Consider the following 24,710-nt stretch of genomic DNA (forward strand, 5'->3'; position numbering starts at 1 on the left):
CGCCGGGTCGAGATGACCCGGCGGGATCTTTTCTGTGGAGCTAAGGAGAATTGAACTCCTGACCTCCTGCATGCCATGCAGGCGCTCTACCAACTGAGCTATAGCCCCTTGCTTGGTGTCTCCCCGGGGTTTCCCCCGGCGACGACGCCAACATTAACCGGCGCCGGGGCGGAACACCAAATCGTTTCCGGCCCCCACCGGACGAACCGGTCAAGCCGTAACGAACGAGTAGAAACGCTTGAGTGTGCAGTGCTCCTCGAGGAGTCGACCGTAGATCGGCTCACCCTCGAGTTCGCGGTACGTCTCGATCGGGTCGCCTTTTATGATCAGCGCCCGCGCGCATTCCTCGCACCAGTACTGGTAGTCGGGATTGAGCGGCTCCATGTCACGGACGATCGGCGTCCCGCTGCCGCACCAATCGCACTTTCGCCTGTGTGCACCCATCGATCAGCTCCAGCTGTGGCCGCAGGCCGTGCACACGTAGGAGATTCCGCCGTTGTCACCGAGGACTTGGGCGACATGGAGGGAACCGCAGGAAGGGCAGATGAGCCGGGTGACCGTGTCCCGTGTCGACGCTGCTTCAAGGAGGTGGCCGACCTCCTTGAGGATGCTCGCAGGCATCACTGCTCCCTCCCGTCGGGCCGCGCCCCCTTCCGGCCGTTTGATTCTGCCACGGCCGGACCAATACGGTCAGCGACGCCTCAGTACCAGTCCGGACACGGCCCCCAGAGCGGCCGTCCCGGCCAGCGCGAACATGCACACCGACAGCGCCTCCGCAGAGGTATACGCCTCCAAGGCCCCGAGTGACTCAAGCCGGTTCAAGAACAGTGTGCCGAACGCGGCGACACCGGTCAGCTGGCCGAGCTGGGTGACCGTGGCGAGCAGCCCGCTGGCGTCGGCCGCGTCCTCGGGCCGCACCGTGGCCAGCGCCCGGGTCAGGGTGGGACTGAAGGCGAGCGCGAGCCCGACGCCGACCCCGGCGTACGACACGTACACCCACACCCCGCCGTCGCCGCCGCCGTGGAGCGCCAGGCCGACCCCGGCCACGGCCACCGCGGTGAGCAGGAACCCGGTCGGTGCCAGCAAGCGCTGCCAGGCGGCGGGCCAGCGCCGCCAGGTCAGTCCGACCACGCCGAAGACGGCCGCGGTCGGCGCGAAGGTGAGCCCGGCGCGCAGGGCGCTGTAGCCGAGGCCGCCCTGGACGTGCAGCGTGAGCACGAACAGGAAGCCCCCGTTGACCGCCATGGCGGCCAGGATCCGCAGCACGGCGAGGCCCATGCCGGGGTGGCGCAGCACCCGGGGCGCGATCAGCGGGTCGCCGCCGCGCCGGGCGAGCCCGGACTCGTACCGCCAGAACACCGCGAACAGGACGGCGGCCGCGCCCAGCGACAGCCACGACCACAGCGGCCAGTCCTCCTCCTGCCCGAGCACCAGCGGCACCGTGAACAGCGATACGCCCGCGCCGAGCAGCACCAGTCCCGGCAGGTCCATGGCGCGTCCGCGCTCCCGCTCGCCGCCGCTCTCCCACGGCAGGACGCGCCGGCCGACGATCAGGAGGACGGCGCCGACGGGTACGTTCACCAGGAACACCGGCCGCCAGCCGGTGCCCAGCAGATCGGCGCTGACAAGGACTCCGCCGAGGATCTGCCCGGCGGCCGCGCCGACGGCGAGGACCGCCGAGTACGCGCCGAGCGCCTTCACCCGCGCCTCGCCGACGAAGTTCCGCTGGATGAGGCTGAGCACCTGCGGGATCATCACCGCCGAGCCGGCGCCCTGGATCAGCCGGAAGACGATGAGTTCCGTGGCGCCCTGCGCGAGACCGCAGGCCAGCGAGGCGGCTGTGAACAGCGCCATCCCGGCGAGGTGGACCCGGCCGTGCCCGAACCGGTCGCCGAGCCGGGCCCCGGTGATCAGCAGCACGGAGTACGTGATGGTGTAGCCGGCGACCACCAGCTGCAACTCCGCGCCGGAGGCATGGAGTTCGGTGCCGATGGTGGGGGCCGCGACGTTGACGATGAAGACGTCGAGCAGCGCCATGAACAGGGCGGCGAGCACGACGGCGAGCAGCGGCCCGGGGCCTTTGTCAGTGCCGGGTGCTTCACTGATCGCAGTGCTGGGAACGGGTGCTGTACCCGGTCCGGAACGGGGTGTTGTCGTCATGCCATCGAGCGTGCCGCCGCTCCGGTACGGGTGCCGAGAGCCCATTGATGCTGGTACTGACAGCACCTGGCAGCGCACGGTCCGGGCGTCGACGATGGGGGATGTGACGATGGGGACGACACAACGCCGCCGACCTGAGCTGGCCGCCTTCCTGCGCAGCAGGCGGGCCCGGGTGACGCCGGAGGACGTGGGGATGCCACCGGGCTTACGGCGCCGCACCCCGGGGTTGCGGCGTGAGGAGGTCGCCCAGCTCTCAGGGGTCGGCGTGACCTGGTACACGTGGCTGGAGCAGGGCCGCCCGATCAACGCCTCCCCGCAGGTCCTGGACGCCGTGGCCCGCACCCTGCGGCTCGACCCGCCGGAGCGCGAGCATCTGTACCACCTGGCGGACGTGCCGTACTCCGTCGTCCCCGAGGCCACCGCGCAGACCGCGGGTCCGGAGATCCAGGGCATCATCGACGCCCTCGAACCGCGCCCGGCGGTGGTCTACAACGCGCGGTACGACATCCTGGCCGCCAACGACGTCTACCGCACCCTGTTCGGCGCGCCGCCGGTGCAGCGCTCCGGTCGCCTTCCCAACGCCCTGTGGGGGCTGTTCACCGCGGCGGAGGACGACTGCCCGCTGATGTTCCGGGAAAGGGAACTGCCGTCGATGGTCGCGACCCTGCGCGCGGCCTACGGCCTGCATGCCGGCGAGCCCTCCTGGGAGGACTTCATACGCAAGCTGTCCGCGGCGAGCCCGCTGTTCGCCCGGCTGTGGGAGAGCGGCGACGTGGCGGAGCCCGGACGGCATGTGAAGGGTTTCCGGCATGCGGCGGTGGGCGAGCTGCGGATGACGTCGGTGTCGTTGTCGATCCACGGGATGCCGGAGTGCCGGATCGTCGTCTACACGCCGGACGACGAGGAGACGACGCGGCGGACGGCCCGCCTGATGGAAATGAAAAATCCCGCCCTCTAGGGACGGGATCTTCATCAACTGATCTTTGACAACTCAAGAGTGTCGATCTGTGGAGCTAAGGAGAATTGAACTCCTGACCTCCTGCATGCCATGCAGGCGCTCTACCAACTGAGCTATAGCCCCAAGCTTTGTTCTTCCCGCTCGGCGGGGCGAACAAGAAGAACTTTAGCCTGCGACCTGCCGGAAAGTGAAATCCGCTCAGTCGTCGTCCCCGAGCACCGGTTCCGGCAGGGTGCCGGCGTTGTGCTCGAGCAGCCGCCAGCCGCGGGCGCCCTCGCCGAGGACGGACCAGCAGCAGTTGGAGAGGCCGCCGAGACTCTCCCAGCTCTGGGCCTCCAGGCCCAGGAGGCGGCCGATGGTGGTGCGGATGGTGCCGCCGTGGCTGACGACGACGAGGGTGCCCCCGTCGGGCAGCTTGTCGGCGTGCCGGAGCACCACGGGGGCGGCGCGGTCGGCCACCTCGGTCTCCAGCTCGCCGCCGCCGCGGCGGACCGGCTCACCGCGCTTCCACGCGGCGTACTCCGCGCCGTAGGAGGCGATGATCTCCTCGTGCGTCAGCCCCTGCCAGGCGCCCGCGTACGTCTCGCGCAGGCCCTCGTCGTGGCTGACGTCGAGGCCGGTGAGCACGGCGAGCTCGGCGGCCGTGTTCGCGGCCCGCTGGAGGTCCGAGGCGATGATGGCGTCGGGCTTCAGCGAGGCGAGCAGCCGGGCGGCGCGGCGGGCCTGGGCGACGCCGGTCTCGGTCAGGGCGACGTCGGTGGTGCCCTGGAAGCGGCGTTCCACGTTCCAGGAGGTCTGGCCGTGCCGCCACAGGATGACGCGGCGACCGCGGCCGCCCCGCTTCGCGTCCGTCACCTCACCGGTGGCACTCATCACCAGTCACCACCGAGGTCGGCGGACTCCTCTGCGGCCTGCAGCTTGGCGTGCTCCTCGGCCTTGCCGCGGGTGGCCTTGGCGTCCTCGGGCAGGTCCAGCTCGGGGCAGTCCTTCCACAGCCGCTCCAGGGCGTAGAAGACGCGCTCCTCGCTGTGCTGGACGTGGACGACGATGTCGACGTAGTCGAGCAGGATCCAGCGGGCGTCCCGGTCGCCCTCGCGGCGTACCGGCTTGGCGCCGAGCTCCTTCTGCAGGCGCTCCTCGATCTCGTCGACGATCGACTTGACCTGGCGGTCGTTGGGCGCGGAGGCCAGCAGGAAGGCGTCCGTGATCGACAGCACGTCGCTGACGTCGTAGGCGATGATGTCGTGCGCGAGCTTGTCGGCGGCCGCCTGAGCGGCGGTGTGGATGAGCTCGATGGAGCGGTCAGTGGCGGTCACTACACGGCTTTCGGTCGGCGGTCACTTGACCTCAAGGGTCTCACGGACCGCCGAGCGCACCCCATGTGATTAAGGGACCACCAGGTGGGGCCGGGTCACGGACGTCCGCGACCCGACCTTCCGGGGCCGCTACGAGGACGGCTTGTAGTTCTGGCCGAGGACCACGGAGACGTTCGCGTTCGAGGTGGTCTTGCCCTTGCTGACGGCGCTGGTGGGCAGGCCCAGGGTCTTGGCGACCTCGGTGGCGTTGTCCTTGTCGGCGGCGTCGGCGTAGACGACCTTGGAGGCGGCCTGGGTGCCGGAGGCGGTGCCGCCCTCCAGGAAGGTGAAGCCGCCGTTGAGGAGGACCACGCGGGCCTTCTCCGTGTTGTCCTTCACACCGCTGGCGTTCTGGACGGAGACGCGGACGGCGGCGTCCTGGTCGGGGCTCTTGGCGGTGCCGCCGAGGACGTCCTTGACCACGCTGTCGCTGGCCTGGGCGCTCAGGGTGCCGTCGCTCTGGACGGGCAGCAGCGCGGTCTTGTAGTCGCCGCCCTTGGCGAGGTCGGCGAGCTTGGCGAGGAAGGTGCCGAGGTCCTTGTCGGTGAGCGACGGGTCGAGGATCTGCGCCAGCGTCTGCACGGTGGTCGTGGCGGCGCCCGCGTCGGAGGACAGCTTGCGCAGCACGCCCTGCATGACCTGCCCGAACCGCTCCAGCTGGGCGTTCTGGGCCTCGCCGGGGGCGCGGTAGGTGGCGTAGGCGACGGCCGTCTTGCCGCTGAGGGTCTGGTCCTTGCCCTTGTTCACCAAGGGCGCGGTGCCCTTCTTCTTGGCGGCCGGGTCGGGCACGTCGGTGTTGGTGTCGACGTCGATGTTGCCGACGAGGTCGACGAGGTTCTGCAGGTAGGGGGTGTCCAGGCGCCAGGTGCCCTGGATCTGGGTGCCGAGGACGGTGTCGATCGCGTCGCGGGTGCCGGAGGAGCCGTCGTCCTCGACGGACTTGGCGAGGGTGGTCGTGGTGCCGTCGTCGTCGGTCAGGGCGAGGGAGTTGGGCAGCAGGACGGTGGTGCCCTGCTTGGTGGTGGTGTTGTCGACGAGCAGCGCCGTGGAGGTGCCGCCGCCCTTGGTGTTGTGCAGATGGACGACGATCACGTCACGGTTCTGGGCGGCGACGGACGTGCCGGTGCCGGTCCCGGAGTCGGACGAGGACGACAGCCCGGGCAGCTTCCCGGCGTACCAGAGGTAGCCGACGCCGCCGACCGCGACGAGGGCCAGGACGACGACCAGGGCGACGAGCCGGCTGCGGGCGCGGCGCTTGGCCTCCTCGCGGCGCTCGGTGCGGTTCTCGGTGAAGTTCAGCCAGTCGATGACGTCCTCGGAGTCACCGTCGGGTTCCTCGACGAAGGCGAACTGCTCGGTGCGGTAGTCGCGTTCGGGGCTCTCGGGCCGGGCCCGGCCGGCCGGTTCCTCGACCGGTCCCGCCTGCTGCGGGATGTAGGCGGTCTGTTCGGCGACCCGGGGCTGCTGCCCGCTGGTCGCGGCCTGCCCGTAGGGGTCGTACGGGGCTGCCGGCGCCCCGCCCTGCGCGCCCCCGTAGGGGTCGTAGGACGGCACGGGGTTCTGCTGACCGGTGTCGTACGGGTCGTAGGCCTGCGCCGGGTACTGCCCCGTCTGCTGCTGTGCTCCGGCGGCGTACGGGTCGTAGCCGTAACCCTGTTGCGACTGCTGCGCGTACGGGTCGTACGGCTGCTGGTGCGGTTGCTGCTGGGGCACCTGCTGGTAGACGGGCCGGCCGTACTCGTCGTAGCCGACGAGCTGGTACTGGTCGTCGGCGTCGCCGCCGTGGCCCGCGTCGTATCGGTCGTTCACCGGTGCCCCTCTCGGCTCACTCGCCGCGGTACAGCTCGCGCTTGTCGATGTAGCGCACGACTCCGTCCGGCACCATGTACCAGATCGGGTCGCCCTTGGCGACTCTCGCACGGCAGTCTGTGGAGGAGATGGCGAGCGCGGGAACCTCCACCAGAGAGACACCGCCCTCCGGGAGCCCGGCGTCGGTCAGGTGGTGGCCCGGCCGGGTCACGCCGATGAAGTGCGCGAGGGAGAACAGTTCCTCCGTGTCCCGCCAGGTGAGGAGCTGGGCGAGGGCGTCGGCTCCGGTGATGAAGAAGAGGTCCGTGTCGGGGTTGAGCACCCGCAGGTCGCGCAGGGTGTCCACGGTGTACGTGGGTCCGCCGCGGTCGATGTCGATGCGGCTCACCGAGAACTGCGGGTTCTCGGCGGTGGCGATGACCGTCATCAGATAGCGGTCCTCGGCCGGCGAGACACTGCGGTGGCTCTTCTGCCACGGCTGCCCGGTCGGTACGAACACCACCTCGTCCAGGTGGAACTGCGCGGCGACCTCACTGGCCGCCACGAGGTGTCCGTGGTGGATCGGGTCGAACGTTCCGCCCATGACGCCGAGGCGGCGCTTGCCGGGGTTCGACGGTCCGTTGACCGGGCCGGTAGGCATGTCCTGCTCTCCCATGCATGCAGACCCTACCGGCCCGTCCTGCGGGGTCCGGTCTCCCCCGGGGTTCCTCGGCCGCTCAGCGGTCGCGGTTGAAGCGGGTGGTGATCCACAGCAGGAGCAGCAGGACGACGAAGGCGCCACCGCCGGTGAGGTAGGGGCTCAGGCTCTCGTGGTTGCCGCCGTGCTCCTCGCCCTCTGCGGCGAGGGTGACCAACTGGGCAGCGGTGCTGTGGAAGCTCATCTGGACCTATCCGATGTGGGCGGGATAAAGATGTCGGCCCATCGTAAGCGGGCGGCTCGGCGGCGATCACGCCGACTCCGCCGTTGGCGCACCGGACGGAACTTCCGGCCCGGCTCAGTCGTCCTTCTGCTTGTAGCCCCGCAGCAGGAACCACGCGGTCAGCACACAGCCCACCACCATCACGACCAGTACGACCCGGAGCAGATACCCCGACCCTTCCTGCTGGGCTGCGTTCGCGGCTTCGGTCAGCCAGGCGGACGCGGGGCTGTGCTCCATGACGGGACTCCTTCGCTGTACTGCCCGTCCACGGTATCTCCGCCTAGGCTGGGCTCTGCCTCGGGGGGCGCAAAGGGCCGCACAAGGGTCCGCAAAGGACCACACTCACGCACATGGGGGAAGACATGTCCGACGACGGCCACGAGCAGAACGGACACGAGAACGTCCCGAGCAGGCAGCGCAGGCGCTTCCCCGGGATCTCCTCGCGTGCGTACGAACACCCCGCCGACCGCTCCGCCCTGGTGGCGCTGCGCAAGCTCAGCGGTTTCGACACGGTCTTCAAGGCGCTCAGCGGCCTGCTGCCCGAGCGGAGCCTCAGGCTCCTGTTCCTGTCCGACTCGGTGCGGGTCTCGGACCAGCAGTTCGCGTACCTCAACGACATGCTGCGGGACGCCTGTTACATCCTGGACCTGGAGAAGGTCCCGCCGATGTACGTCAGCCAGGACCCGAAGCCGAACGCGATGTGCATCGGCCTGGACGAGCCGATCATCGTGGTGACGACCGGCCTCGTCGACCTGCTCGACGAGGAGGAGATGCGGGCCGTCGTCGGCCACGAGGTGGGGCACGCCCTGTCCGGCCACGCCGTCTACCGCACCATCCTGCTCTTCCTGACGAGCCTCGCGCTGAGGGTGGCGTGGATCCCGCTGGGCAACCTCGCGATCATGGCGATCGTGACCGCGCTGCGCGAGTGGTTCCGCAAGTCGGAGCTTTCCGCGGACCGCGCGGGCCTGCTCGTCGGCCAGGACCTCCAGGCCTCGATGCGCGGCCTGATGAAGCTCGCGGGCGGCCACCACCTGCACGAGATGAACGTGGACGCGTTCCTGAAGCAGGCCGAGGAGTACGAGGCCGGCGGCGACCTGCGCGACTCGGTCCTGAAGATCCTCAACGTCCTCCCGCGCAGCCACCCCTTCACCACGGTCCGCGCGGCCGAGCTGAAGAAGTGGTCCGAGTCCCGCGACTACCAGCGCCTGATGGACGGCCACTACCCGCGCCGCACCGAGGACAAGGACACGTCGGTCACCGACTCCTTCCGCGAGTCGGCGGCGAGCTACGCGACCAACGTCAAGAGCTCGAAGGACCCGCTGATGAAGCTGGTCACGGACATCGCGGGCGGCGCGGGCGACCTGGGCGGCCGGGTCCGCCGAGGCTTCGGCGGCTTCACCACCACCAACCCGAAGGACCAGCCCCCGAGGGAAGCGGACGAAGACTGAAAATCGCCGGGAGGGACTGACGCCGCCCAGGGGCGCGGGGAACTGCGCGACAAGCCACACACAGCCCGCACCCGCCCCACCACGGAACCCCAACGGCGCCAACGGCGCCTAGGCCCTACGGCTTCGGCAGAGCCCCCGCAGCCAACGTCCCGCACACCGCCGTAGCCCGATCCGTAGCGAACGGATCGGTCCCCACCGGCCCACCCGCCTTCGCCGTCTGCCCCGCCAGCAGCGGACTCAGCACGTCCGCCGCGTTGTCACCGCAGGACAACGGCCCGGCCTGCACATACGACGTGGACAGCTGTGCCTGATGCAGCCGTACGTCCTCCCGGTCGAACCGGAAGTGCAGCTCCCGCCGGACGGTGAACAGCGAGGCCTTCGCCTTGGTGTCGCCCCCGGCGGGCCGCAGCGCGTACACGTACGTGTGGTCCGCGGTCACCTCCAGGATCGTGGACTCGGTCTCGCTCACGGCCAGCGTCCCGCGCACCCGGATCTGCGGGTCGGCCAGCCGCACGCTCCTGGCGTCGAAGCGAACCAGCCATCCGGTCACCGCGTGCCGCCCGTCCGCGGCCGGATGGCTCAGGCTCTCGTCGAACTGAAGGTGCTGGTCGGCGGGGAGCAGGACGCGGACGGGCCGGGTCTCGCCGCCGGTGAGCACCTCCGGGTAGAGCGCGGACCGGACCAGGTACTCCTTGACCGTGTCCAGCGCGCTCATCACCTGGGTCTCGGAGAAGTGCGAGGTGTCGCGCGCGGCGGGCAGCGTGATCCCGGCGGCGCCGATGCGGAACTGGGCGGCGGGACTGTGGTCGTACAGGTACTCGGGGCCGGTCGCGCCCGGCACCTTGCCGACGGGGGCGAGCGGGACGACGGTGGTCTGGAGGGGCAGCGAGACGTCCCGTACCGCGGCGGGGGTCTCGTAGGGGTGCCGTACGCCCATGTAGATCGCCGTGCCGAAGGCGAGGGCGATCAGCAGGACGAGGGCGATGGCCTGCCGGGACAGTCCCCGGCGCATCGGCGGGCGGCGTCGGACGGCGGGGGCGTGGTCGGCCATGCGCTCCTGCGCGGAGTACTCCTGGAGCCGGGCAGCACGGACGAACGACTCGTCGAACACGACGGATCGGTACTCGTCCTCACCACCCCCGGGGCCGCCCTCGGGTGCACCCTCAGGTGGTTCTCCAGGCCCTCCCATATCTTCAGAGTAGGTCTCCGGGAGCTCAGGTAAACGCCCTGCCGCACGACAAGTTCTGACAGGTTCTCACCAGGACCGTCAGCGGATGGCCGGCAAGCCGTCAGGGCGTCTTCGGGGTCGCCGAGAAGGCCGGCTGGGAGTATTCGGCGGAGGCGGAGGGGGACGCCGTGCGGCCCTGTTCGAGACCGGTCGTGGCGGGCGGGGGCGGGACCTGGTCGCGGTTGTTCGAGGACGCGCCGCGGTAGACCGCGGTGAAGGCCAGCGCGACCATGCCGATGCCCATGACGAGCGCGAGCATCCAGGCGACGGGGCGGTGCCAGCGGACCTGTTTGCCGTACGTGCCCGGGGCGCCGTAGCGGCCTTCGAGGATGTCCGTGTCGTCCAGGTCGTCGAGCTCGGGATCATGGCCGAAACCGGCGCGGCCGTCGGTGCCGTACCCGTCGTCGTAGCGCTCGCCGCGGCTGTGGGCGCGGCGGGCCTCGGCCTCGGAGGCCTCCGCTCTCGCCTGGGCGGCGGCCAGGAGGCGTTCGACGGCGGTCGGCTCGTGCACCACGGCCGCCCGGATGAAGGCCTCGTCGAAGACCACGGAGGCGAACTCTTCGTCCGACACCCCGCGGTCGTGGTCGTCGTCGGGCTCCCAGCCGTCAGGGAACGGCGTACCCCCCACGTCCTCCGGCACGGATCCAGAGTAGACCTGGGGGGTCAATTTGGGCAGACGGTATGGAAATTCATCCGCTGGGTGAGACGGCTCCCGTCCGCACGGGCGTGCGCCTCAGCGGCGCACGTGCCCGTCCCCGGTCACGATGTACTTCGTGCTGGTCAGCTCCGGCAGGCCCATCGGGCCGCGGGCGTGCAGCTTCTGGGTGGAGATGCCGATCTCGGCGCCGAAGCCGAACTGGCCGCCGTCGGTGAAACGGGTGGAGGCGTTCACGGCGACGGTGGTGGAGTCGACCAGCTGGGTGAAGCGGCGGGCGGCCTGCTGCGAGGTCGTCACGATGGCCTCGGTGTGGCCGGAGGTCCACAGCCGGATGTGCTCGACGGCCTTGTCCAGGGAGTCGACGACGGCGGCGGCGATGTCGTAGGAGAGGTACTCGGTCTCCCAGTCCTCCGCCGTGGCCTCGACGACGGTCGCCTTGGACTCCTTGGCGTAGGCCAGCACCCGGTCGTCGGCGTGGACCGTGACGCCGGCCTCGGCGAGGGCGTCCAGGGCGCGGGGCAGGAACTCGGGGGCGATGTCCTGGTGGACGAGGAGGGTCTCGGCGGAGTTGCAGACGCTGGGGCGCTGGGCCTTGGAGTTGATCAGGATGTCGATGGCCATGTCGAGGTCGGCGTGGGCGTCGACGTAGACGTGGCAGTTGCCGGTGCCGGTCTCGATGACGGGGACGGTCGACTCGCTGACGACGGTCCGGATCAGCGAGGCGCCGCCGCGCGGGATGAGCACGTCGACCAGGCCGCGGGCCCGCATCAGCTCGCGCACGCTCTCGCGGCTCTCGCCGGGCACCAGCTGCACGGCGTCGGCGGGCAGCCCCGCCCCGCCCACGGCGTCCCGCAGCACCCGCACGAGGGCGGTGTTGGACTCGTACGCGGAGGCCGAGCCGCGCAGCAGCACGGCGTTGCCGGCCTTCAGACAGAGGGCGGCGGCGTCGACCGTCACGTTCGGCCGGGCCTCGTAGATGATGCCGACGACGCCGAGCGGGACGCGGACCTGGCGCAGGTCGATGCCGTTGGGGAGGGTGGAGCCGCGGACGACCTCGCCGACCGGGTCGGGCAGCGCGACGACGTCCCGGACGTCGGAGGCGATGGCGCGCACCCGCTCCGGGGTGAGGGTCAGCCGGTCGATCACGGTCTCGCTGGTGCCGGCCTCGCGGGCCTTGGCGATGTCCTTGGCGTTGGCCTCGACGATCTCGCTCGTACGGACCTCGAGCGCGTCCGCGATGGCGAGCAGCGCGTCGTCCTTCTCGGCCCGCGGCAGCGGGGCGAGGTCGGCGGCGGCGGCCTTGGCGCGGTAGGCGGCCTGGGTGACCGGGGACATCGAGTCGTACGGCGAGAGCGTGGTCATGAGGGAAGGGTAGTGCGCCGTACGGGGGTGAGGGCCCCGTCGTCTTGCACCGCGAGACGGGGCCAATGCGCCGCTATCGAGCGATGCAGGTCAAAAGGGGTGAACCCCTACCGGGGTCGCCGGGGCCGGGCCGTAGCCCTCGGCGACGCGCTGGTGGTAGGTCTCGCGGTCGATGACCTCCAGGCCGACGATCTCCCAGGGCGGCAGCTGGGCGGTCTGGCGGTGCTCGCCCCACAGGCGCAGGGCGACGGCGGCGGCGTCGTGGAGGTCGCGGGCCTCCTCCCAGTAGCGGATCTCCGCGTGGTCGTTGGCGTAGCGGCTGGTCAGCAGAAAGGGGTGGTCGTGGGCCAGCTGTTCGAGTCCGCGCCGCACCTCCTTCAGCGGGGCCTCCTTGCCGGAGACGCTGAGGGTGACGTGCCACAGCCGGGGCAGCTCGGCCGGCTCCTCGTAGCGGTCGCCGGCCGCGACGCTCGTCAAGAGGCGCTCCTCACCGGCCGCTCGGGACGAGGCCTCCTTGGCACCACCACGGGGCGCGGCCCCAGGGCGCACTCGTCTCACGACGGCCTCCTTTACCCAGTGATCCCAGTGACCCACACGGTGGTCCTGCGGAATGTGTCCCTGAGACAAAGTTGAGCAGGCCGCAAAGGCTCGCGTGGCACTTTTGCGGAACGTCCACCTGGGGGTGACCCCTAGAACAGGGCGTTCCCCCTGTTTTCGGCCGGGCCGCGGCCTTCCGGCCGGGCGGCGCCCCCTGGGGAAGCCCTCAGGGCTGGAGCAGCACCAGGTCGTCCCGGTGCACGACCTCCCGCTCGTAGGCCGGCCCCAGCTCCCGCGCCAGTTCCCGGGTCGAGCGGCCGATCAGCTGGGGGATCTCCTTGGCGTCGAAGTTGACCAGCCCCCGGGCCACCGCACGCCCCTCGGCGTCCCGCAGCTCGACCGGGTCCCCGGCGTTGAACTCGCCGTCCACGGCGGCGATCCCGGCCGGCAGCAGCGACGTGCGGCGCTGCACCACCGCCCGCACCGCGCCGTCGTCCAGGGTCAGCGAGCCCTGCGGGGTGGACGCGTGCTGGAGCCACAGCAGCCGGTCGGCGGAGCGCTTGCCGGTGGGGTGGAAGTAGGTGCCGGTGTCGGCGCCGCTCAGCGCGTCGGCCGCGTGCACGGCGCTGGTGAGCACCACCGGGATGCCGGCGGCGGCCGCGATCCGGGCGGCCTCGACCTTGGTGACCATGCCGCCGGTGCCGACGCCGGCCTTGCCGCTGCTGCCGATCTCGACGCCGGCCAGGTCGGCCGGTCCGCGTACCTCCGCTATCCGCGAGGTGCCGGGCTTGCTGGGGTCGCCGTCGTACACGCCGTCCACGTCGGAGAGCAGCACGAGCAGGTCGGCCCGTACGAGATGGGCCACGAGGGCGGCGAGCCGGTCGTTGTCGCCGAAGCGGATCTCGTCGGTGGCGACGGTGTCGTTCTCGTTGACGACCGGGAAGGCGCCCATCGCGAGGAGCTTGTCGAGGGTGGTGGAGGCGTTGCGGTGGTGGGAGCGCCGGCTCATGTCGTCGCTGGTGAGCAGCACCTGGCCGACGCGGACGCCGTAGCGGGCGAAGGAAGCGGTGTAGCGGGCGACGAGGAGGCCCTGGCCGACGCTGGCGGCGGCCTGCTGGCGGGCCAGGTCCTTGGGGCGGCGGCGCAGCCCGAGCGGGGCGAGTCCGGCGGCGATGGCACCGGAGGAGACGAGGACGACCTCCCTCTCTCCCCCGCTGCGGCTCTTGGCGAGGACGTCGACGAGCGCGTCGACGCGGTCGGCGTCCAGCCCTCCCGACGCGGTGGTCAGCGACGAGGAGCCCACCTTGACGACGATCCTGCGGGCCTCTACGACACCCTGCCTTGCCCCGGCCACTTGCACTCTCCAATTCTGCGCAGCGTGCCAGCAATCTACGCGAAGCGCCCCTGCGCCCGCCTCGGCGTTTCAGCCCCCGGACACACCAGGACGTGACCGTTTGCTCACGCGTCGCATACGGCAAAAAGGTTGTAGGCGTTCCGTATAGAAATCAAAGAACGTGCCAACTTAGGTTGAACGCCGTGAAGCGCGTTCTCCTAAGGTCCGGTAAGAGTCCGTTCGACGTCGTCCCTGTGGAGGAAGCCCTCCAGCGCGACGTCATCGCCACCAACTCGGGCAATCTGATCTTCAGCGACGCCGCCCACAAGATCCTCCAGACGCCGTCCACCGAGGTGGTGTCGAACGGCATGAGGACCGACGTGGCATCGGCGGACCAGATCAACGCGGAGTACGACGCCTTCGTCGTACCGCTGGCGAACGCCTTCCGTCCGTCGTTCGAGCCCGCGCTCAAGCGGCTGACCCGGCTCATCAGACGCCTGAAGATCCCGGTCGTCATCGCCGGCGTCGGCGCGCAGACCGGGCTGAACTACGACCCGTCGCGGCTCAAGCCCATCGAGCCCACGGTGCGCGACTTCGTCTCCGCGGTCCTCGACCGCAGCGCCTCGATCGGCGTGCGCGGCGAGTTCACCGAGCAGTACCTCAAGGACATGGGCTTCCGGGACGTCGAGGTGATCGGCTGCCCGTCGCTGTTCATGTACGGCAAGGAGCTCGCCGTGCACAAGCGGGCGCCGGAGCTGACCGCCGAGTCCCGGATCGCGATCAACGGCTCGCACAGTGCCGTCCGGAAGCAGGGCCTGGGCAAGGTCATCGAGCGCACCCACGCCCAGTACCCGCGGCTGCGCTTCATCGGCCAGAACCTGTCCGACGCGCGGCAGCTGCACTGGCGGGACCTGTCGGACCCGAACGCCAAGGTCAAGGCGATACCGACGCACCCCGACCACCCGATGTACGCCGAGGACAAGGTCCGCGTCTACATCGACCCGGTCACCTGGATCGACGACCTGCGCGGCTTCGACTACTCGTTCGGCTCCCGCATCCACGGCAACATCGCCGCGCTGCTCGCCGGGACGCCCGCGACCGTGCTCTCGGGCGACTCCCGGACGCTGGAGCTGTGCCGCTACTTCGACATCCCGCACCTGCGCATCGACAAGGTGCCCGCGGACCTGGACCCGGCGAAGCTGTACGAGGACGCTGACTTCACCAAGCTGATGAGCGGTCACCACGAGCGCTACGAGCGGTTCATGGGCTTCCTCGACCGCAACGGCCTGCAGAACACCTTCACGCACGGCGACGGCGGCGCGGCCTTCGAGGAGCGGCTGCGGAAGCTGTCGTTCCCGGCGGGCGTCCGCCCCTGGCTGGAGGCCGACCTCGGCTCGCTCGCCACGCGGATGGCGTTCATGCAGCGCACGATCACCGACCTGACCCAGGACAACGAGCGCTTGAAGCGCGATCTGGCCCGCGCCAAGACCGGTTCCCGGTCGGGGGGAACGGGCGGGATCATCCCGGCGCCGTCGGTCTACCGCCGCGCCCGCCGGGTCGTCGGCGCCCCGATCCGCCGGGCGCTTCAGTCGGGCCGCTGAGCGGACCAGGCGTCTTATCACTCCACGGTCGCCCCAAGGCGCCCGGACACGCGCGTGTCGTCCAGTGGTCGGCGGGCGTTAACCCAGGCGCACGTCCTTGACGACCTTGGAGTGACGCCGTGCCCACGAAGAGACTCCGCCGACCCCGGCTGCTCCGCCTCAGACGCCCGCTGAAGCGTTCCGCCGACAGCCCCAAGAGCCGCCCGCGGCGCAGGCGCCTGCCCCTGCGGCGTGCCGCGCCCCGCGTCCTCGTCACGGCCCTGCTGGCCGCCGCCATCACCGCCCAGGCCGTCGCCGCGTTCGTCCCGGACGTGCCGCTGCTGCTCGTCGCGACGGCCGCCTCGGTCGCCGGTGAAGGGGTGCTGCACCGCTGGCAGCGGGGCATGGCGACGGTGTTCGCCAAGTCCCACGCGGACATCACCGTCCGGCACGTCCTGCGGGACCTGCTGCTGGTGGCGGGCCTGCTGCGGGTGGGCGAGCAGGACCGGGAGGGGGTGTACGGGCCGATCGTCGCCGCGCTGCTGCTCTTCTACGCCCTGCACTGCGCGATCCAGGCGGTCTCCGTGCTGGTCCGCCGCACCCGCACGCTGCCGGTGGTGACCCGGAACATCGACGCCTCCGCGCTCCGTCTGTCGACCGCCCCGCCCGCGCTGCTGCTGCGCCGCCCCGGGCACCGGCTGCTGGTGTTCGGACTGCCCGCGACCTTCGGCCTGGCGGCCACGGCGGCGACCGACCATCCGGCCGCCGCGGCCGGCGGGCTCGCGGTGTCCCTCGTCCTCGGACTGCTCGGCCTCGGTGAGCTGCTGCTGCGGCTGTTGCCGAGCCGTCGCCCGGCGAGCGAGCAGCAGGTCATCGACTGGTTCGACGCCTGGCTGGCCGACTACCGGCCCACCGTCGGCCTCTACTTCTCCGGCGGCGCGTCCTCGGCCTACCAGGCGAACATGTGGCTGGAGCCGCTCGCCCAGCTCGACGGGCGGCCGGTCATCGTGCTGCGCGAGCGCTTCATGGTGCAGAAGATCGCCGCGACCGACGTGCCGATCATCTGCCTGCCCAAGGTCACCACCCTGATGCGCCTGGAGCACTCCACGCTCCAGGTCCTCATCCACCCGTCGAACTCCGGCAAGACCTCCCAGGTGCTGCGCATCCCCACCCTCAAGCACACGTTCGTCAACCACGGCGAGAGCGACAAGCTGTCCTCGTGCAACCCCTACGCCAAGGCGTACGACGAGGTGTGGGTGGCCGGCCCGGCGGCACGGGAGCGCTACGCGCTGGCCGAGGTGGGCGTGGACGACCGCGAGGTGCGGGAGATCGGACGGCCGCAGCTGGAGGCCGTACGGCCGTACGCGGGCCCGCCGAAGGGCACGTACACCACCGTCCTGTACGCGCCCACCTGGGAGGGCTGGGACGGCAATCCGGGCAACACCTCCGTCATCGAGGCAGGCGAGAACCTCGTACGGGCGCTGCTCGCCGATCCCGGCGTACGGCTGCTCTACAAGCCGCATCCGCTGACCGGGTCGGTGGACCCGCGGGCGGGGGCGGCCGATCTGCGCATCCGGGAGCTGATCCGGGCCGCCAACCGGGCGCGGTCCGGGGCGCGGCCCACGACCGGAGGTGAACTGGCCCGGTGCACCGAGGAGTTGGACCGGCTCACCACCGCCGACTTCCGGACCAGCGCCGACTCGGTGGAGCGGATGATGCTCCAGTCCGCGCCGCCGCGGGGGCGGGCCAGGGCGGTGGAGCGGGCCACGGCGGCCTGGGAGGCGGCGTACTGGGCGTCGCTGCCGGAGTGGGAGCACCAGATCGTCACCGGTACCCGGCCCGCGCTGTACGCCTGCTTCAACCGGGCCGATCTGCTGGTCAGCGATGTGTCGAGCGTCGTCAGCGACTTCCTGGCCAGCGGCAAGCCCTATGCGGTGGCCAACACCAGCGGGCTGGGCGAGGACGCCTTCCGGGAGGCGTTCCCGACCGTGCGGGCGGCGACCGTGCTGACGCCGGACGCGGCGGGGGTGCCGGGGCTGCTGGACGCCGTACGGCATCCGGAGAAGGACGAACTCGCCGAGGCGCGGGCCGAGTTGAAGCGGCATCTGCTGGGCCCTGACGAGCCGTCCTCGCAGGAGCGCTTCAACGCGGCCGTTCAGACGCTGTGCGCGGCGGCGCGGGACCATCGCGCACGGATGGCCGAGCGGCTGGCCGCGGAGATCCCCACGCCCCGGCCGGCCGAGGACCCGTCCGCCGTCACGCCGCCGCAGCCGGCCTGACGTCCCGGGACCGCGACGGCAGCGACCGGCGCGCCTTGCGCACCGCCCGTCGCACGAACGAGTCGAACCCGCCCTCCCGGTAGCCCGGGACGGCGCGGGCCTCGCGGGGCTCGGCGAGGTAGCGGGCGTCCGGGATGCCGACGGCGGTGTCCCGGAAGTGCGGGTAGGCGAAGTAGACCCGGCGGCCGCGCTTCTCCAGCAGCGCCTCGGGCTCCTTCCTGGCCCGCTGGAACTCCAGGAAGTCCAGGAGGAGTTCGGGGCGCTGCTCGGCCACCGCGTGCATCCGCAGCCGCTCCTCGACCCGCAGCCGGTGGGCGACCTCCTCGGTCCAGTACGCGTCCAGCAGCGGCTTCGCCAGCTCGAACTTGTGCCGTCGTACCGTCTCGCTGTCCTTGAGGTACTTGGGGCCGAACTGCGGGAGCAGGGTGACGACGAACGGGCGGACCATGAGCATGTCGCGGCGCGGGCCCGGCGGGAGCATGTCGGCGATGAGGGTCATCAGGGCACGAGCGGAGTCGAAGCGCAGGGTGTAACTCCCGCCCTTCGTCACGTGCTTGCCGTCGTCGCGACCCACCAGGTAGTAGCAGGTGTAGTCGTCGATGAGGGAGACGCCGTCGGCCCGCAGATAGGCCTCCATGGTGAACAGGGCGTCCTCGCCGGTCCACAGCGACTCGTCGAAGCGCATGCTGTGACGGTTCAGCAGCTCGCGGCGGAACAGCTTCTGCGCGCTCAGCGTGAACTTGATGTTGGACGACCAGACGTCGGTGCGCTCCAGCGTCCGCCCCCACATGGACTGCGGCGGCTTGCGGTTGATGCCCTCGACGCGGCCGAGCACCACGTCCGTGCCGTTGCGGTCGGCCATCGCGACCATCCGCTCCAGCGCCTCGGGGCCGAGCCGGTCGTCGGCGTCGAGGAAGAACACGTACCGCCCGGCGGCCTTGTCCAGGCCTACGTTGCGCGGGCCGCTGGGGCCGCCGGAGTTGTCCTGGCGGATGACGGTGACCGGCATGTCCGCGCGGGCCGCGAACTGCTCCAGGCACTCCCCCGTGCCGTCCGTGGAGCCGTCGTCGACCGCGATGACCTCGATGCGGGCGTGGTCGAGGGTCTGGGCCTCGACGGAGGCGAGGCACTCGACGAGATAGGGCATCGCTTCGTAGGCGCCGATGACCACGGTCACATCAGGCTGGGTCACATTTCCCCCGTATCCTCATATTCACAATCAGTCAGACGGTCTAATGGCGTAAGCGGTTGTCTTTGTGCAGGACATTTGTGAGGCAGGTCACGGACTACAACGACCGTTCCCCTCTCAGATACGCAAAAGGGCCCGGTTTTCGAGAATCACTCCTCGAAAACCGGGCCCTGGGCCGAATGGGCCAGGCCGCCGGGTCAGGCGCCGGGTCAGGCCGTGGTCGCGGCCTCCGCGGCCGAGGCCGCCGCCCGTGACTCCTGGCCGACGTTGCGGGTGTCGGCCTTGCGGGCCAGGTCCGCCACCGCGGTGTTGAACTGCTCGATGGACGTGGGCTCGTCCGGGCCCAGCAGGTACTGCTTGAGCTCCTTGCGGTCCTCGGCCAGCGGGTCGCCCGCGGGGTCGCGCACCGCGCCCAGCAGCTCGCCCAGCTCGGCGGCGCTGTTGGACAGGATCGTGGCCGCCCGCACCGCCGTGTTCTGCCGCTTGAACTCCTCCACACCCAGCTCCGCGGAGTCCGTCACCGCGTACGGCTTGCCGCTCGCGATGAAGTCGGAGACCACGGAGGAGATGTCGGAGACCATCGCGTCGGAGACGTTGAAGCAGTCGTACAGCCGCGGCTCGGCGCCGGTGATGACGCGGTGCTCGTGGGTGCCGAAGGAACGCCAGTAGGTGTCGTTCCACTCGGCGCGCAGCCGCGCGATCTCCTCGTGCTTGGCCACGTCGACCAGCCCGTCACGGGTGGCCTCGGCCTCGTCGCCCTTCTCGCCGCCGTTGCCGGCCAGCTGGGCGATCCGCGCCTCGATGCGGGTCAGCTCGGCCTTGGCCTGCGCCTGGGCGGCGGCGTCCGCGGTGAAGCGGGCGTCGGTGGCGCGCTCGGCGGCGGCCTTCTCGACCAGAGCGGTGATGCGCGCGTGCGCGGCGCCCGCCTCCTTGCTGACCGTGCCCGTGAACGGGTGCGGCTTGTAGAGGACGCGGACCGGCGGATCGGCCTTGATCAGCTTCTTGACGATGGTCTCGCCGGCGAGCACCAGGGAGGTGTTGCCGGGGTTGCCGTCCCAGCCCTCCCACGTGGGCGCGTACAGCACGGTGGGGATACGTCCGTCGGGCACGCCCTGCCAGGTCTGGATCGGCGCCAGCTGCGGGCGGCCGACCTCCACGATGTCGTCGTCGCGGACACCCACGTCGGCGATGGCATAGCGGTCGCGGCCCGCACGGCCGGCGGTCCACACCTCGTCGTACACCTTGCTGAACGGGTTGACGCTGGCCAGCTTGTCGCTGTCGCCGTGGCCGATGAAGACGTGCTTCATGGTCGGCACGCGCAGCAGGTGGATGTTCTTGCCGACGTTCGCCGCGTACAGCGCGACGCGCACGTTCGACAGGTCCATGTTCATCAGGTGCACCCCTCCGGGCACGCAGATGACGGGGACCGTGGTCGGCGCCAGATTGTTCAGTATCGCCCGCTCACGCAGGATGATCAGCGGCTTGGAGTCCAGCTGCTCCATGGTCTCCAGCCACATGTTGACCTGGTACGCCGAGTCCTTGGAGCCGGAGAAGTACAGCACCGTCTCCGGCCGGTAGCCGGCCAGCCAGTCGTCGACCGCGGCCAGGACCTTCTCCGCGTTCGGCGGGATCTTGCTGCCGCGGACGTACGGCATCAGGGCGACGACGTACAGCGTGCCCAGCCCTATCGTCGCGCCGATGCCGATGAACGCCGCGAGGGTGTCGTCCATGAACGCCGAGACCAGCACACCGACGACGGCGAACAGGTCCAGGTGCAGCATCTTCTCCGCGGAGCGGTTCAGCAGCCGGCGCGGCGGGGCGTCCGGGATGCGGATCCGGGCGGCCAGGTCGACGTTGCGGGTGGCGACCGGCATCCGGCGGCGGTTGCGGATCAGGGTGACCAGGGCGCCGTGCGGGGCCTGGAGGCCGTAGAACGCGATGAAGCAGGCGACCGCCCCGTAGAAGATGATGCCGTCCGCGAGATCCAGGCGAGCCAGCAGCAGGATCAGCAGCAGCTGCCGGATCAGGAAGCGGATCGACAGACCCGCGCGCACCTTGCTCAGGCGGTTGATCAGATAGCTGCTCTTGCGATGCAGATAGTGGTCCGCCAGGTACGTCACTGCGGCCGCGGCCGCGAAGGCGGGGACGCTCGGGACGAGCGCGGCCAGCATGAGCACAGGGAAGCCCAGGATCATGAGGGCCGCCGCGGCCAGCTCGGCCGCACTGCCCACCCGGGCGACGCGAATGGCTCTGGTTATCACGGAGGAACCTGCTCTTGGAGGGGGAGTGCCGGTTTTGTTCGGTGGTGCGGCGAAAATGTGAGGAATTCGCGAGAGGTACTGATTCAGGCCCCTGCGAATGCTCCGATAACGGGCAGACACAGAGGCCTGAATAACAGATGTCTAATTGCAGTTGATTATGCCACGCCGTCCTGACGGTCCAGAACGGAGGCCAGCGCCTGCTCGAAGCCGGAGGCCTTGCCCGCGGCGGCGGTCGGGTCCTGCTGGCGGACGTCGATGACATGTCCGGTCAGCTCGGACAGCAGGACGTCCAGCGACGTACGGGCCACGACCTCGGAGGACAGCAGCGAACCGGAGGGCTCCTGACCGAAGGCCTTGGTGCGCATCGGAGTCGCGGTGCGCTCGGGGTTCACGCAGTTGACCCGGATGCCGTCACCGGCCCACTCGTCGGACAGGGCCTGGGTGAGGTTCACCATCGCGGCCTTGGTGGAGGAGTAGAGGCTGTACTCGGCGCGGCCGCGGGTGTAGCTGCTGGAGGTGTAGAGGAGCAGCTGGCCCTTGGTCTCGGACAGGTACTTGTACGACGAACGGGCGATCTGCACCGGGGCCAGGTAGTTGACCTTCAGCGCTTCCTCGATGGTCGCGTTGTCGGTCTCGGCCAGCTTGCCGATGCGCAGCACGCCGGCGGTGTTGACGACGTAGTCGATGCGCCCGGTCTCGGCGTACGCCTTGGACAGCGCGTCGTCGACCTCCTCGGGGTTCTCGACGTGCGTGCCGGTGGTGGAGCGGCCCAGCGCGTAGACCTTCGCGCCGTAGGACTCGGCGAGCTCGGCGATGTCCTTGCCGATGCCGTACGACCCGCCGAAGACGACCATGGTCCTGCCGGTCAGCAGCTCGCGGTAGGCCTCCTCGGAGACCTGCTCGGGCGCGGCGGTGGAGGCCAGCTGGAACAGCTTGTCGGCGATGAAGACGTCGACGGGCTGGGTGACCTTCATGTTGTACTCGTCGCCCGCGACGACGTGGATCGGCACGTCCGGCAGGTACTTGAGCACGACCGAGCAGTCGTCCGTGGCCTGGAAGTTGGGGTCGCCGGCGGCGACCTCGTAGGCCCGCTTGATCGTGGACAGCTTGAAGGCCTGCGGCGTCTGGCCGCGGCGCAGCCGGGAGCGGTCCGGGATCTCGGTGATGAACTCGCCGTCCTCGCCGTGGGTGCGGGTCACGATGATGGTGTCCGCGGACGGGATGGCGACGTCGACGGCCTGGTAGCGCTCCAGGGCGACCACGCAGTCGTCGATGACGCGCTGCGAGAGCAGGGGGCGAACGGCGTCGTGGAACAGGACGTTGAGGTCCTCGCCGTCGGCCAGTCCCTCGCCGAGCGCCTCGATGGCGCGCTCGGTGGTCTCGTTCCGCGTGGAACCGCCCTCGATGATCTTCTTGACCTTCGTGAACCCGGCCTTGGCCACGATCTTCTCTATGTCCGGCACGTAGCCCGGCGCCATCAGGACGATGATGTCGTCGATCGAGTCGGCGTTCTCGAAGGTGGTCAGGGTGTGCTCGATGACTGCCTTGCCGGCGATCTTCAGCAGCTGCTTGGGGATCGAGAGACCCACGCGCTGACCGGTACCGCCGGCCAGGATCACTGCGGTGGTACGGGGCTTGGCGATGTGCTGGGACACAGGTGACCTACCTCGGGGCGACAGGGAACGAGGAAATGGTCCCACTTGGGGTTACCGCAGTGCAAGGTGAGCGCCGTCCGCCGCATATGTGCGCGCCATCTGTCATTCACCTTGTACTCCTGGTGATTGAGGAGACGGTTGTGGTGAGCACCCTGGAATTGCTGTGAGTAACTCCACAGGAATTATGTATTGCTGTGTGTGACGACGGGCCCGGGACACAGAGGTGTCCCGGGCCCGTCGTCACACGGACATGCCAAGCGCTTACGCGAGCTCCACTCCTGGCCGGCCCGCCTCCACCCGCAGCGCGGCCAGCGTGCTCGCCGTCGCGGTCGGCTGCCGGACCGTGTCCACGACCCTCACCTGGGCGTCGATGCCGTGCTTGTCGATGTCGAACAGGTGGTAGCCGCGGTGGGCGTCGATCAGCTTCCAGTGCGGGTTGTCCGCCTTCAGCGGGTCCCACTGGGCGTGGAAGGCGGCCTGGTCCTGGTCGCCGTTGCTGGAGACGGAGGTGCCGACGAACTCGGCGCCGACGACGTCCGAGTCCGGGTCGGCGAAGTCCTTCTTGAGGTCGCTGATCATCGTCAGGTGGCGGTCGCCGCTGAGCACGACCGGGTTGCGGACGTCCTCGAACTCGGCGAGGAACCGGTTGCGCTCGGCCTGGTAGCCGTCCCAGGCGTCGTAGTACCACTGCTTGCCCTCGCCCGGCAGGATGTCCGTCTCGGCCATCATGATCTGCGAGGCGACGAGGTTCCAGCGGGCGGGCGAGTCGTGCAGCCCGTCGAGCAGCCACTCCTTCTGCTCGGCGCCGAGCATGGTGAGCGACGGGTCCTTCGCGGCCTCCTGGCCGGTCACCTGGTCGCTGCGGAACTGCCGGGTGTCGAGCACGTTGAGCCGGGCCAGCCGGCCGAACTCCAGGCGCCGGTACATCTGGATGTGCGGCCCGTTCGGCACCGCGGTCGCTCGGACCGGCATGTGCTCGTAGTACGCCTGGTAGGCCGCGGTCAGCCGGGCCACGAAGGCGTCGTGCGTCTGCTTGTCGGGGTCCTGCGGGATCTCGCCGGCGAAGTCGTTGTCGACCTCGTGGTCGTCGAAGGTGACGACCCAGGGCGCGTTCGCGTGCATCGCGGCGAGGTCGGGGTCGGTGCGGTACTGGGCGTAGCGGTTGCGGTACTGGACCAGGCTGTACGGCTCACCGGTGCCCTCGTGGCGGCGGACACCCGTCGAGGACGGCGTCGACTCGTAGATGTAGTCGCCGACGAAGAGCACGAAGTCGGGGTCCTGGGCGAGCATGTCGGCGTACGGGGTGAAGTAGCCGTGCTGCCAGTTCTGGCAGGACGCGAGCGCGACGCGCAGGCTGCCGCCCTTGCTGTGCGGGTGCGGGGCGGTGCGGGTACGGCCGGCCGGGGAGAGCTGGCCGCCGGTGCGGAAGCGGTACCAGTAGTCACGGCCCGGGCGCAGGCCCCGTACGTCCACGTGAACGCTGTGCCCGTACTCGGGCCGGGCCTGGGTGACACCACGGCGGACGGTCTTTCTGAAGCGCTCGTCCTCGGCGAGCTCCCACTCCACGGGGACCACGCGGTCGGGCATCCCGCCCCCGTTCAGCGGGTCCGGGGCGAGCCGCGTCCACAGCACGATGCCGTCGGGGAGCGGGTCACCGGAGGTCACACCGAGGCTGAACACCCCGTCGGGCAGCGGGGTCTCGGCTGCCCGGGCGGCGGTCGGCAGCCACAGCTGGGCGGAGGCGGCGGCGCCGAGCACGGCGGCCCCGGCGGTGAGAAAGCGGCGGCGGTCGGGCGAAACAGCTCCGGTCATCAGCGAACTCCCTTGCCTCACTGGCCTCATGGACACAGGAAGCTCATGCTCCGGGGCGGTCCACCCGCTGAACGCCGGGATGCACGCACATGACAACTGAGCAGACAACAGGAGACCCGTCGCGACACACGAACTCGCCGTGGCCACAACGGGTCTGAGGGATGAT

22 protein-coding genes and 2 tRNA genes are annotated in these 24,710 nt (G+C 70.3%); 4 read left to right on the forward strand and 20 right to left on the reverse strand.

Annotated elements, in window-relative coordinates:
• Positions 1–35: 35 nt before the first annotated feature.
• The 4 genes from CRP56_RS14415 to CRP56_RS14425 form a co-directional block, all read right to left on the reverse strand.
• Positions 36–108, reverse strand: a tRNA-Ala gene (locus CRP56_RS14415).
• A gap of 102 nt (positions 109–210) precedes the next feature.
• Entirely contained in the window at positions 211–444 is a 234-nt protein-coding gene (locus CRP56_RS14420; protein ID WP_019523121.1) for a hypothetical protein, read from the reverse strand.
• Between the two features lie 3 nt (positions 445–447).
• Positions 448–621, reverse strand: a complete 174-nt coding sequence (locus CRP56_RS46685) for a hypothetical protein (protein ID WP_101924580.1) — start codon at positions 619–621, stop codon at positions 448–450.
• A gap of 69 nt (positions 622–690) precedes the next feature.
• Positions 691–2,160: an MFS transporter gene (locus tag CRP56_RS14425; protein ID WP_179851019.1), complete on the reverse strand. Its 1,470-nt coding sequence runs from the start codon at positions 2,158–2,160 to the stop codon at positions 691–693.
• A gap of 109 nt (positions 2,161–2,269) precedes the next feature.
• Here CRP56_RS14425 and CRP56_RS14430 point away from each other — a divergent pair, with 109 nt between their 5' ends.
• Positions 2,270–3,118 (forward strand): helix-turn-helix transcriptional regulator, encoded by an 849-nt coding sequence (locus tag CRP56_RS14430; protein WP_097274048.1) that lies wholly within the window; start codon positions 2,270–2,272, stop codon positions 3,116–3,118.
• 50 nt (positions 3,119–3,168) lie between these two features.
• Here the strand turns inward: CRP56_RS14430 and CRP56_RS14435 are convergent.
• The 7 genes from CRP56_RS14435 to CRP56_RS47580 all read right to left on the reverse strand — a co-directional run bounded on the left by CRP56_RS14435 (position 3,169) and on the right by CRP56_RS47580 (position 7,439).
• Positions 3,169–3,241 (reverse strand) — tRNA-Ala (locus CRP56_RS14435).
• Positions 3,242–3,316: 75 nt separating this feature from the next.
• Positions 3,317–3,991, reverse strand: coding sequence for a histidine phosphatase family protein (locus CRP56_RS14440; RefSeq protein ID WP_097263992.1), 675 nt, complete (start codon positions 3,989–3,991; stop codon positions 3,317–3,319).
• The gene (gene rsfS / locus CRP56_RS14445) at positions 3,991–4,434 is read right to left on the reverse strand and encodes a ribosome silencing factor (RefSeq protein WP_097263994.1); all 444 of its coding nucleotides are present in this window, start codon (positions 4,432–4,434) and stop codon (positions 3,991–3,993) included. The genes CRP56_RS14440 and rsfS overlap by 1 nt, the downstream gene beginning before the upstream one ends.
• A 129-nt stretch (positions 4,435–4,563) precedes the next feature.
• Positions 4,564–6,282, reverse strand: a complete 1,719-nt coding sequence (locus CRP56_RS14450) for an LCP family protein (protein WP_097263997.1) — start codon at positions 6,280–6,282, stop codon at positions 4,564–4,566.
• A gap of 16 nt (positions 6,283–6,298) precedes the next feature.
• The gene (nadD, locus tag CRP56_RS14455; RefSeq protein WP_059191742.1) at positions 6,299–6,937 is read right to left on the reverse strand and encodes a nicotinate-nucleotide adenylyltransferase; all 639 of its coding nucleotides are present in this window, start codon (positions 6,935–6,937) and stop codon (positions 6,299–6,301) included.
• 61 nt (positions 6,938–6,998) lie between these two features.
• Positions 6,999–7,163 carry a hypothetical protein gene (locus CRP56_RS47575; RefSeq protein ID WP_097263999.1) on the reverse strand — a complete coding sequence of 55 codons (165 nt, stop codon included), beginning with the start codon at positions 7,161–7,163 and terminating at the stop codon, positions 6,999–7,001.
• Positions 7,164–7,277: 114 nt separating this feature from the next.
• Positions 7,278–7,439, reverse strand: coding sequence for a hypothetical protein (locus CRP56_RS47580; protein WP_097264001.1), 162 nt, complete (start codon positions 7,437–7,439; stop codon positions 7,278–7,280).
• Between the two features lie 125 nt (positions 7,440–7,564).
• Here CRP56_RS47580 and CRP56_RS14470 point away from each other — a divergent pair, with 125 nt between their 5' ends.
• The gene (locus CRP56_RS14470) at positions 7,565–8,650 is read left to right on the forward strand and encodes a M48 family metallopeptidase (RefSeq protein ID WP_097274050.1); all 1,086 of its coding nucleotides are present in this window, start codon (positions 7,565–7,567) and stop codon (positions 8,648–8,650) included.
• Between the two features lie 115 nt (positions 8,651–8,765).
• Here the strand turns inward: CRP56_RS14470 and CRP56_RS14475 are convergent, their stop codons facing one another.
• From CRP56_RS14475 to proB, 5 genes are all read right to left on the reverse strand, one after another.
• Positions 8,766–9,839 carry an SCO2583 family membrane protein gene (locus CRP56_RS14475; RefSeq protein ID WP_097264004.1) on the reverse strand — a complete coding sequence of 358 codons (1,074 nt, stop codon included), beginning with the start codon at positions 9,837–9,839 and terminating at the stop codon, positions 8,766–8,768.
• Positions 9,840–9,939: 100 nt separating this feature from the next.
• Positions 9,940–10,518 (reverse strand): SCO2584 family spore wall biosynthesis protein, encoded by a 579-nt coding sequence (locus CRP56_RS14480; RefSeq protein ID WP_441349495.1) that lies wholly within the window; start codon positions 10,516–10,518, stop codon positions 9,940–9,942.
• 93 nt (positions 10,519–10,611) lie between these two features.
• Entirely contained in the window at positions 10,612–11,898 is a 1,287-nt protein-coding gene (locus CRP56_RS14485) for a glutamate-5-semialdehyde dehydrogenase (RefSeq protein ID WP_097264009.1), read from the reverse strand.
• 90 nt (positions 11,899–11,988) lie between these two features.
• Positions 11,989–12,447, reverse strand: a complete 459-nt coding sequence (locus tag CRP56_RS14490; RefSeq protein WP_097264011.1) for a hypothetical protein — start codon at positions 12,445–12,447, stop codon at positions 11,989–11,991.
• 214 nt (positions 12,448–12,661) lie between these two features.
• Positions 12,662–13,789, reverse strand: coding sequence for a glutamate 5-kinase (proB, locus tag CRP56_RS14495; RefSeq protein ID WP_097264013.1), 1,128 nt, complete (start codon positions 13,787–13,789; stop codon positions 12,662–12,664).
• A gap of 182 nt (positions 13,790–13,971) precedes the next feature.
• Here proB and CRP56_RS14500 point away from each other — a divergent pair, with 182 nt between their 5' ends.
• Positions 13,972–15,369 (forward strand): polysaccharide pyruvyl transferase family protein, encoded by a 1,398-nt coding sequence (locus CRP56_RS14500; RefSeq protein ID WP_097264016.1) that lies wholly within the window; start codon positions 13,972–13,974, stop codon positions 15,367–15,369.
• Between the two features lie 218 nt (positions 15,370–15,587).
• The gene (locus tag CRP56_RS14505; protein WP_179851305.1) at positions 15,588–17,627 is read left to right on the forward strand and encodes a hypothetical protein; all 2,040 of its coding nucleotides are present in this window, start codon (positions 15,588–15,590) and stop codon (positions 17,625–17,627) included.
• On the opposite strand, the gene CRP56_RS14510 is transcribed toward CRP56_RS14505, so the two are convergent.
• The 4 genes from CRP56_RS14510 to CRP56_RS14525 all read right to left on the reverse strand — a co-directional run bounded on the left by CRP56_RS14510 (position 17,605) and on the right by CRP56_RS14525 (position 24,544).
• A complete protein-coding gene (locus CRP56_RS14510) occupies positions 17,605–18,819 on the reverse strand; it encodes a glycosyltransferase family 2 protein (RefSeq protein ID WP_257040785.1) in 1,215 nt (404 codons plus the stop codon). The two genes, CRP56_RS14505 and CRP56_RS14510, sit on opposite strands and share 23 nt — an antisense overlap.
• Positions 18,820–19,025: 206 nt before the next feature.
• Positions 19,026–21,077, reverse strand: a complete 2,052-nt coding sequence (locus tag CRP56_RS14515; protein ID WP_257040786.1) for a CDP-glycerol glycerophosphotransferase family protein — start codon at positions 21,075–21,077, stop codon at positions 19,026–19,028.
• Between the two features lie 155 nt (positions 21,078–21,232).
• A complete protein-coding gene (locus tag CRP56_RS14520) occupies positions 21,233–22,732 on the reverse strand; it encodes a bifunctional cytidylyltransferase/SDR family oxidoreductase (protein WP_097264023.1) in 1,500 nt (499 codons plus the stop codon).
• 261 nt (positions 22,733–22,993) lie between these two features.
• On the reverse strand, positions 22,994–24,544 hold the full coding sequence (locus CRP56_RS14525) for an alkaline phosphatase D family protein (RefSeq protein WP_097264026.1): 1,551 nt from the start codon (positions 24,542–24,544) through the stop codon (positions 22,994–22,996).
• Positions 24,545–24,710 lie beyond the last annotated feature (166 nt).

The sequence above is a fragment of the Streptomyces sp. TLI_55 genome (genome assembly GCF_900206255.1).
Taxonomy (GTDB): Bacteria; Actinomycetota; Actinomycetes; order Streptomycetales; family Streptomycetaceae; genus Streptomyces; species Streptomyces aquilus.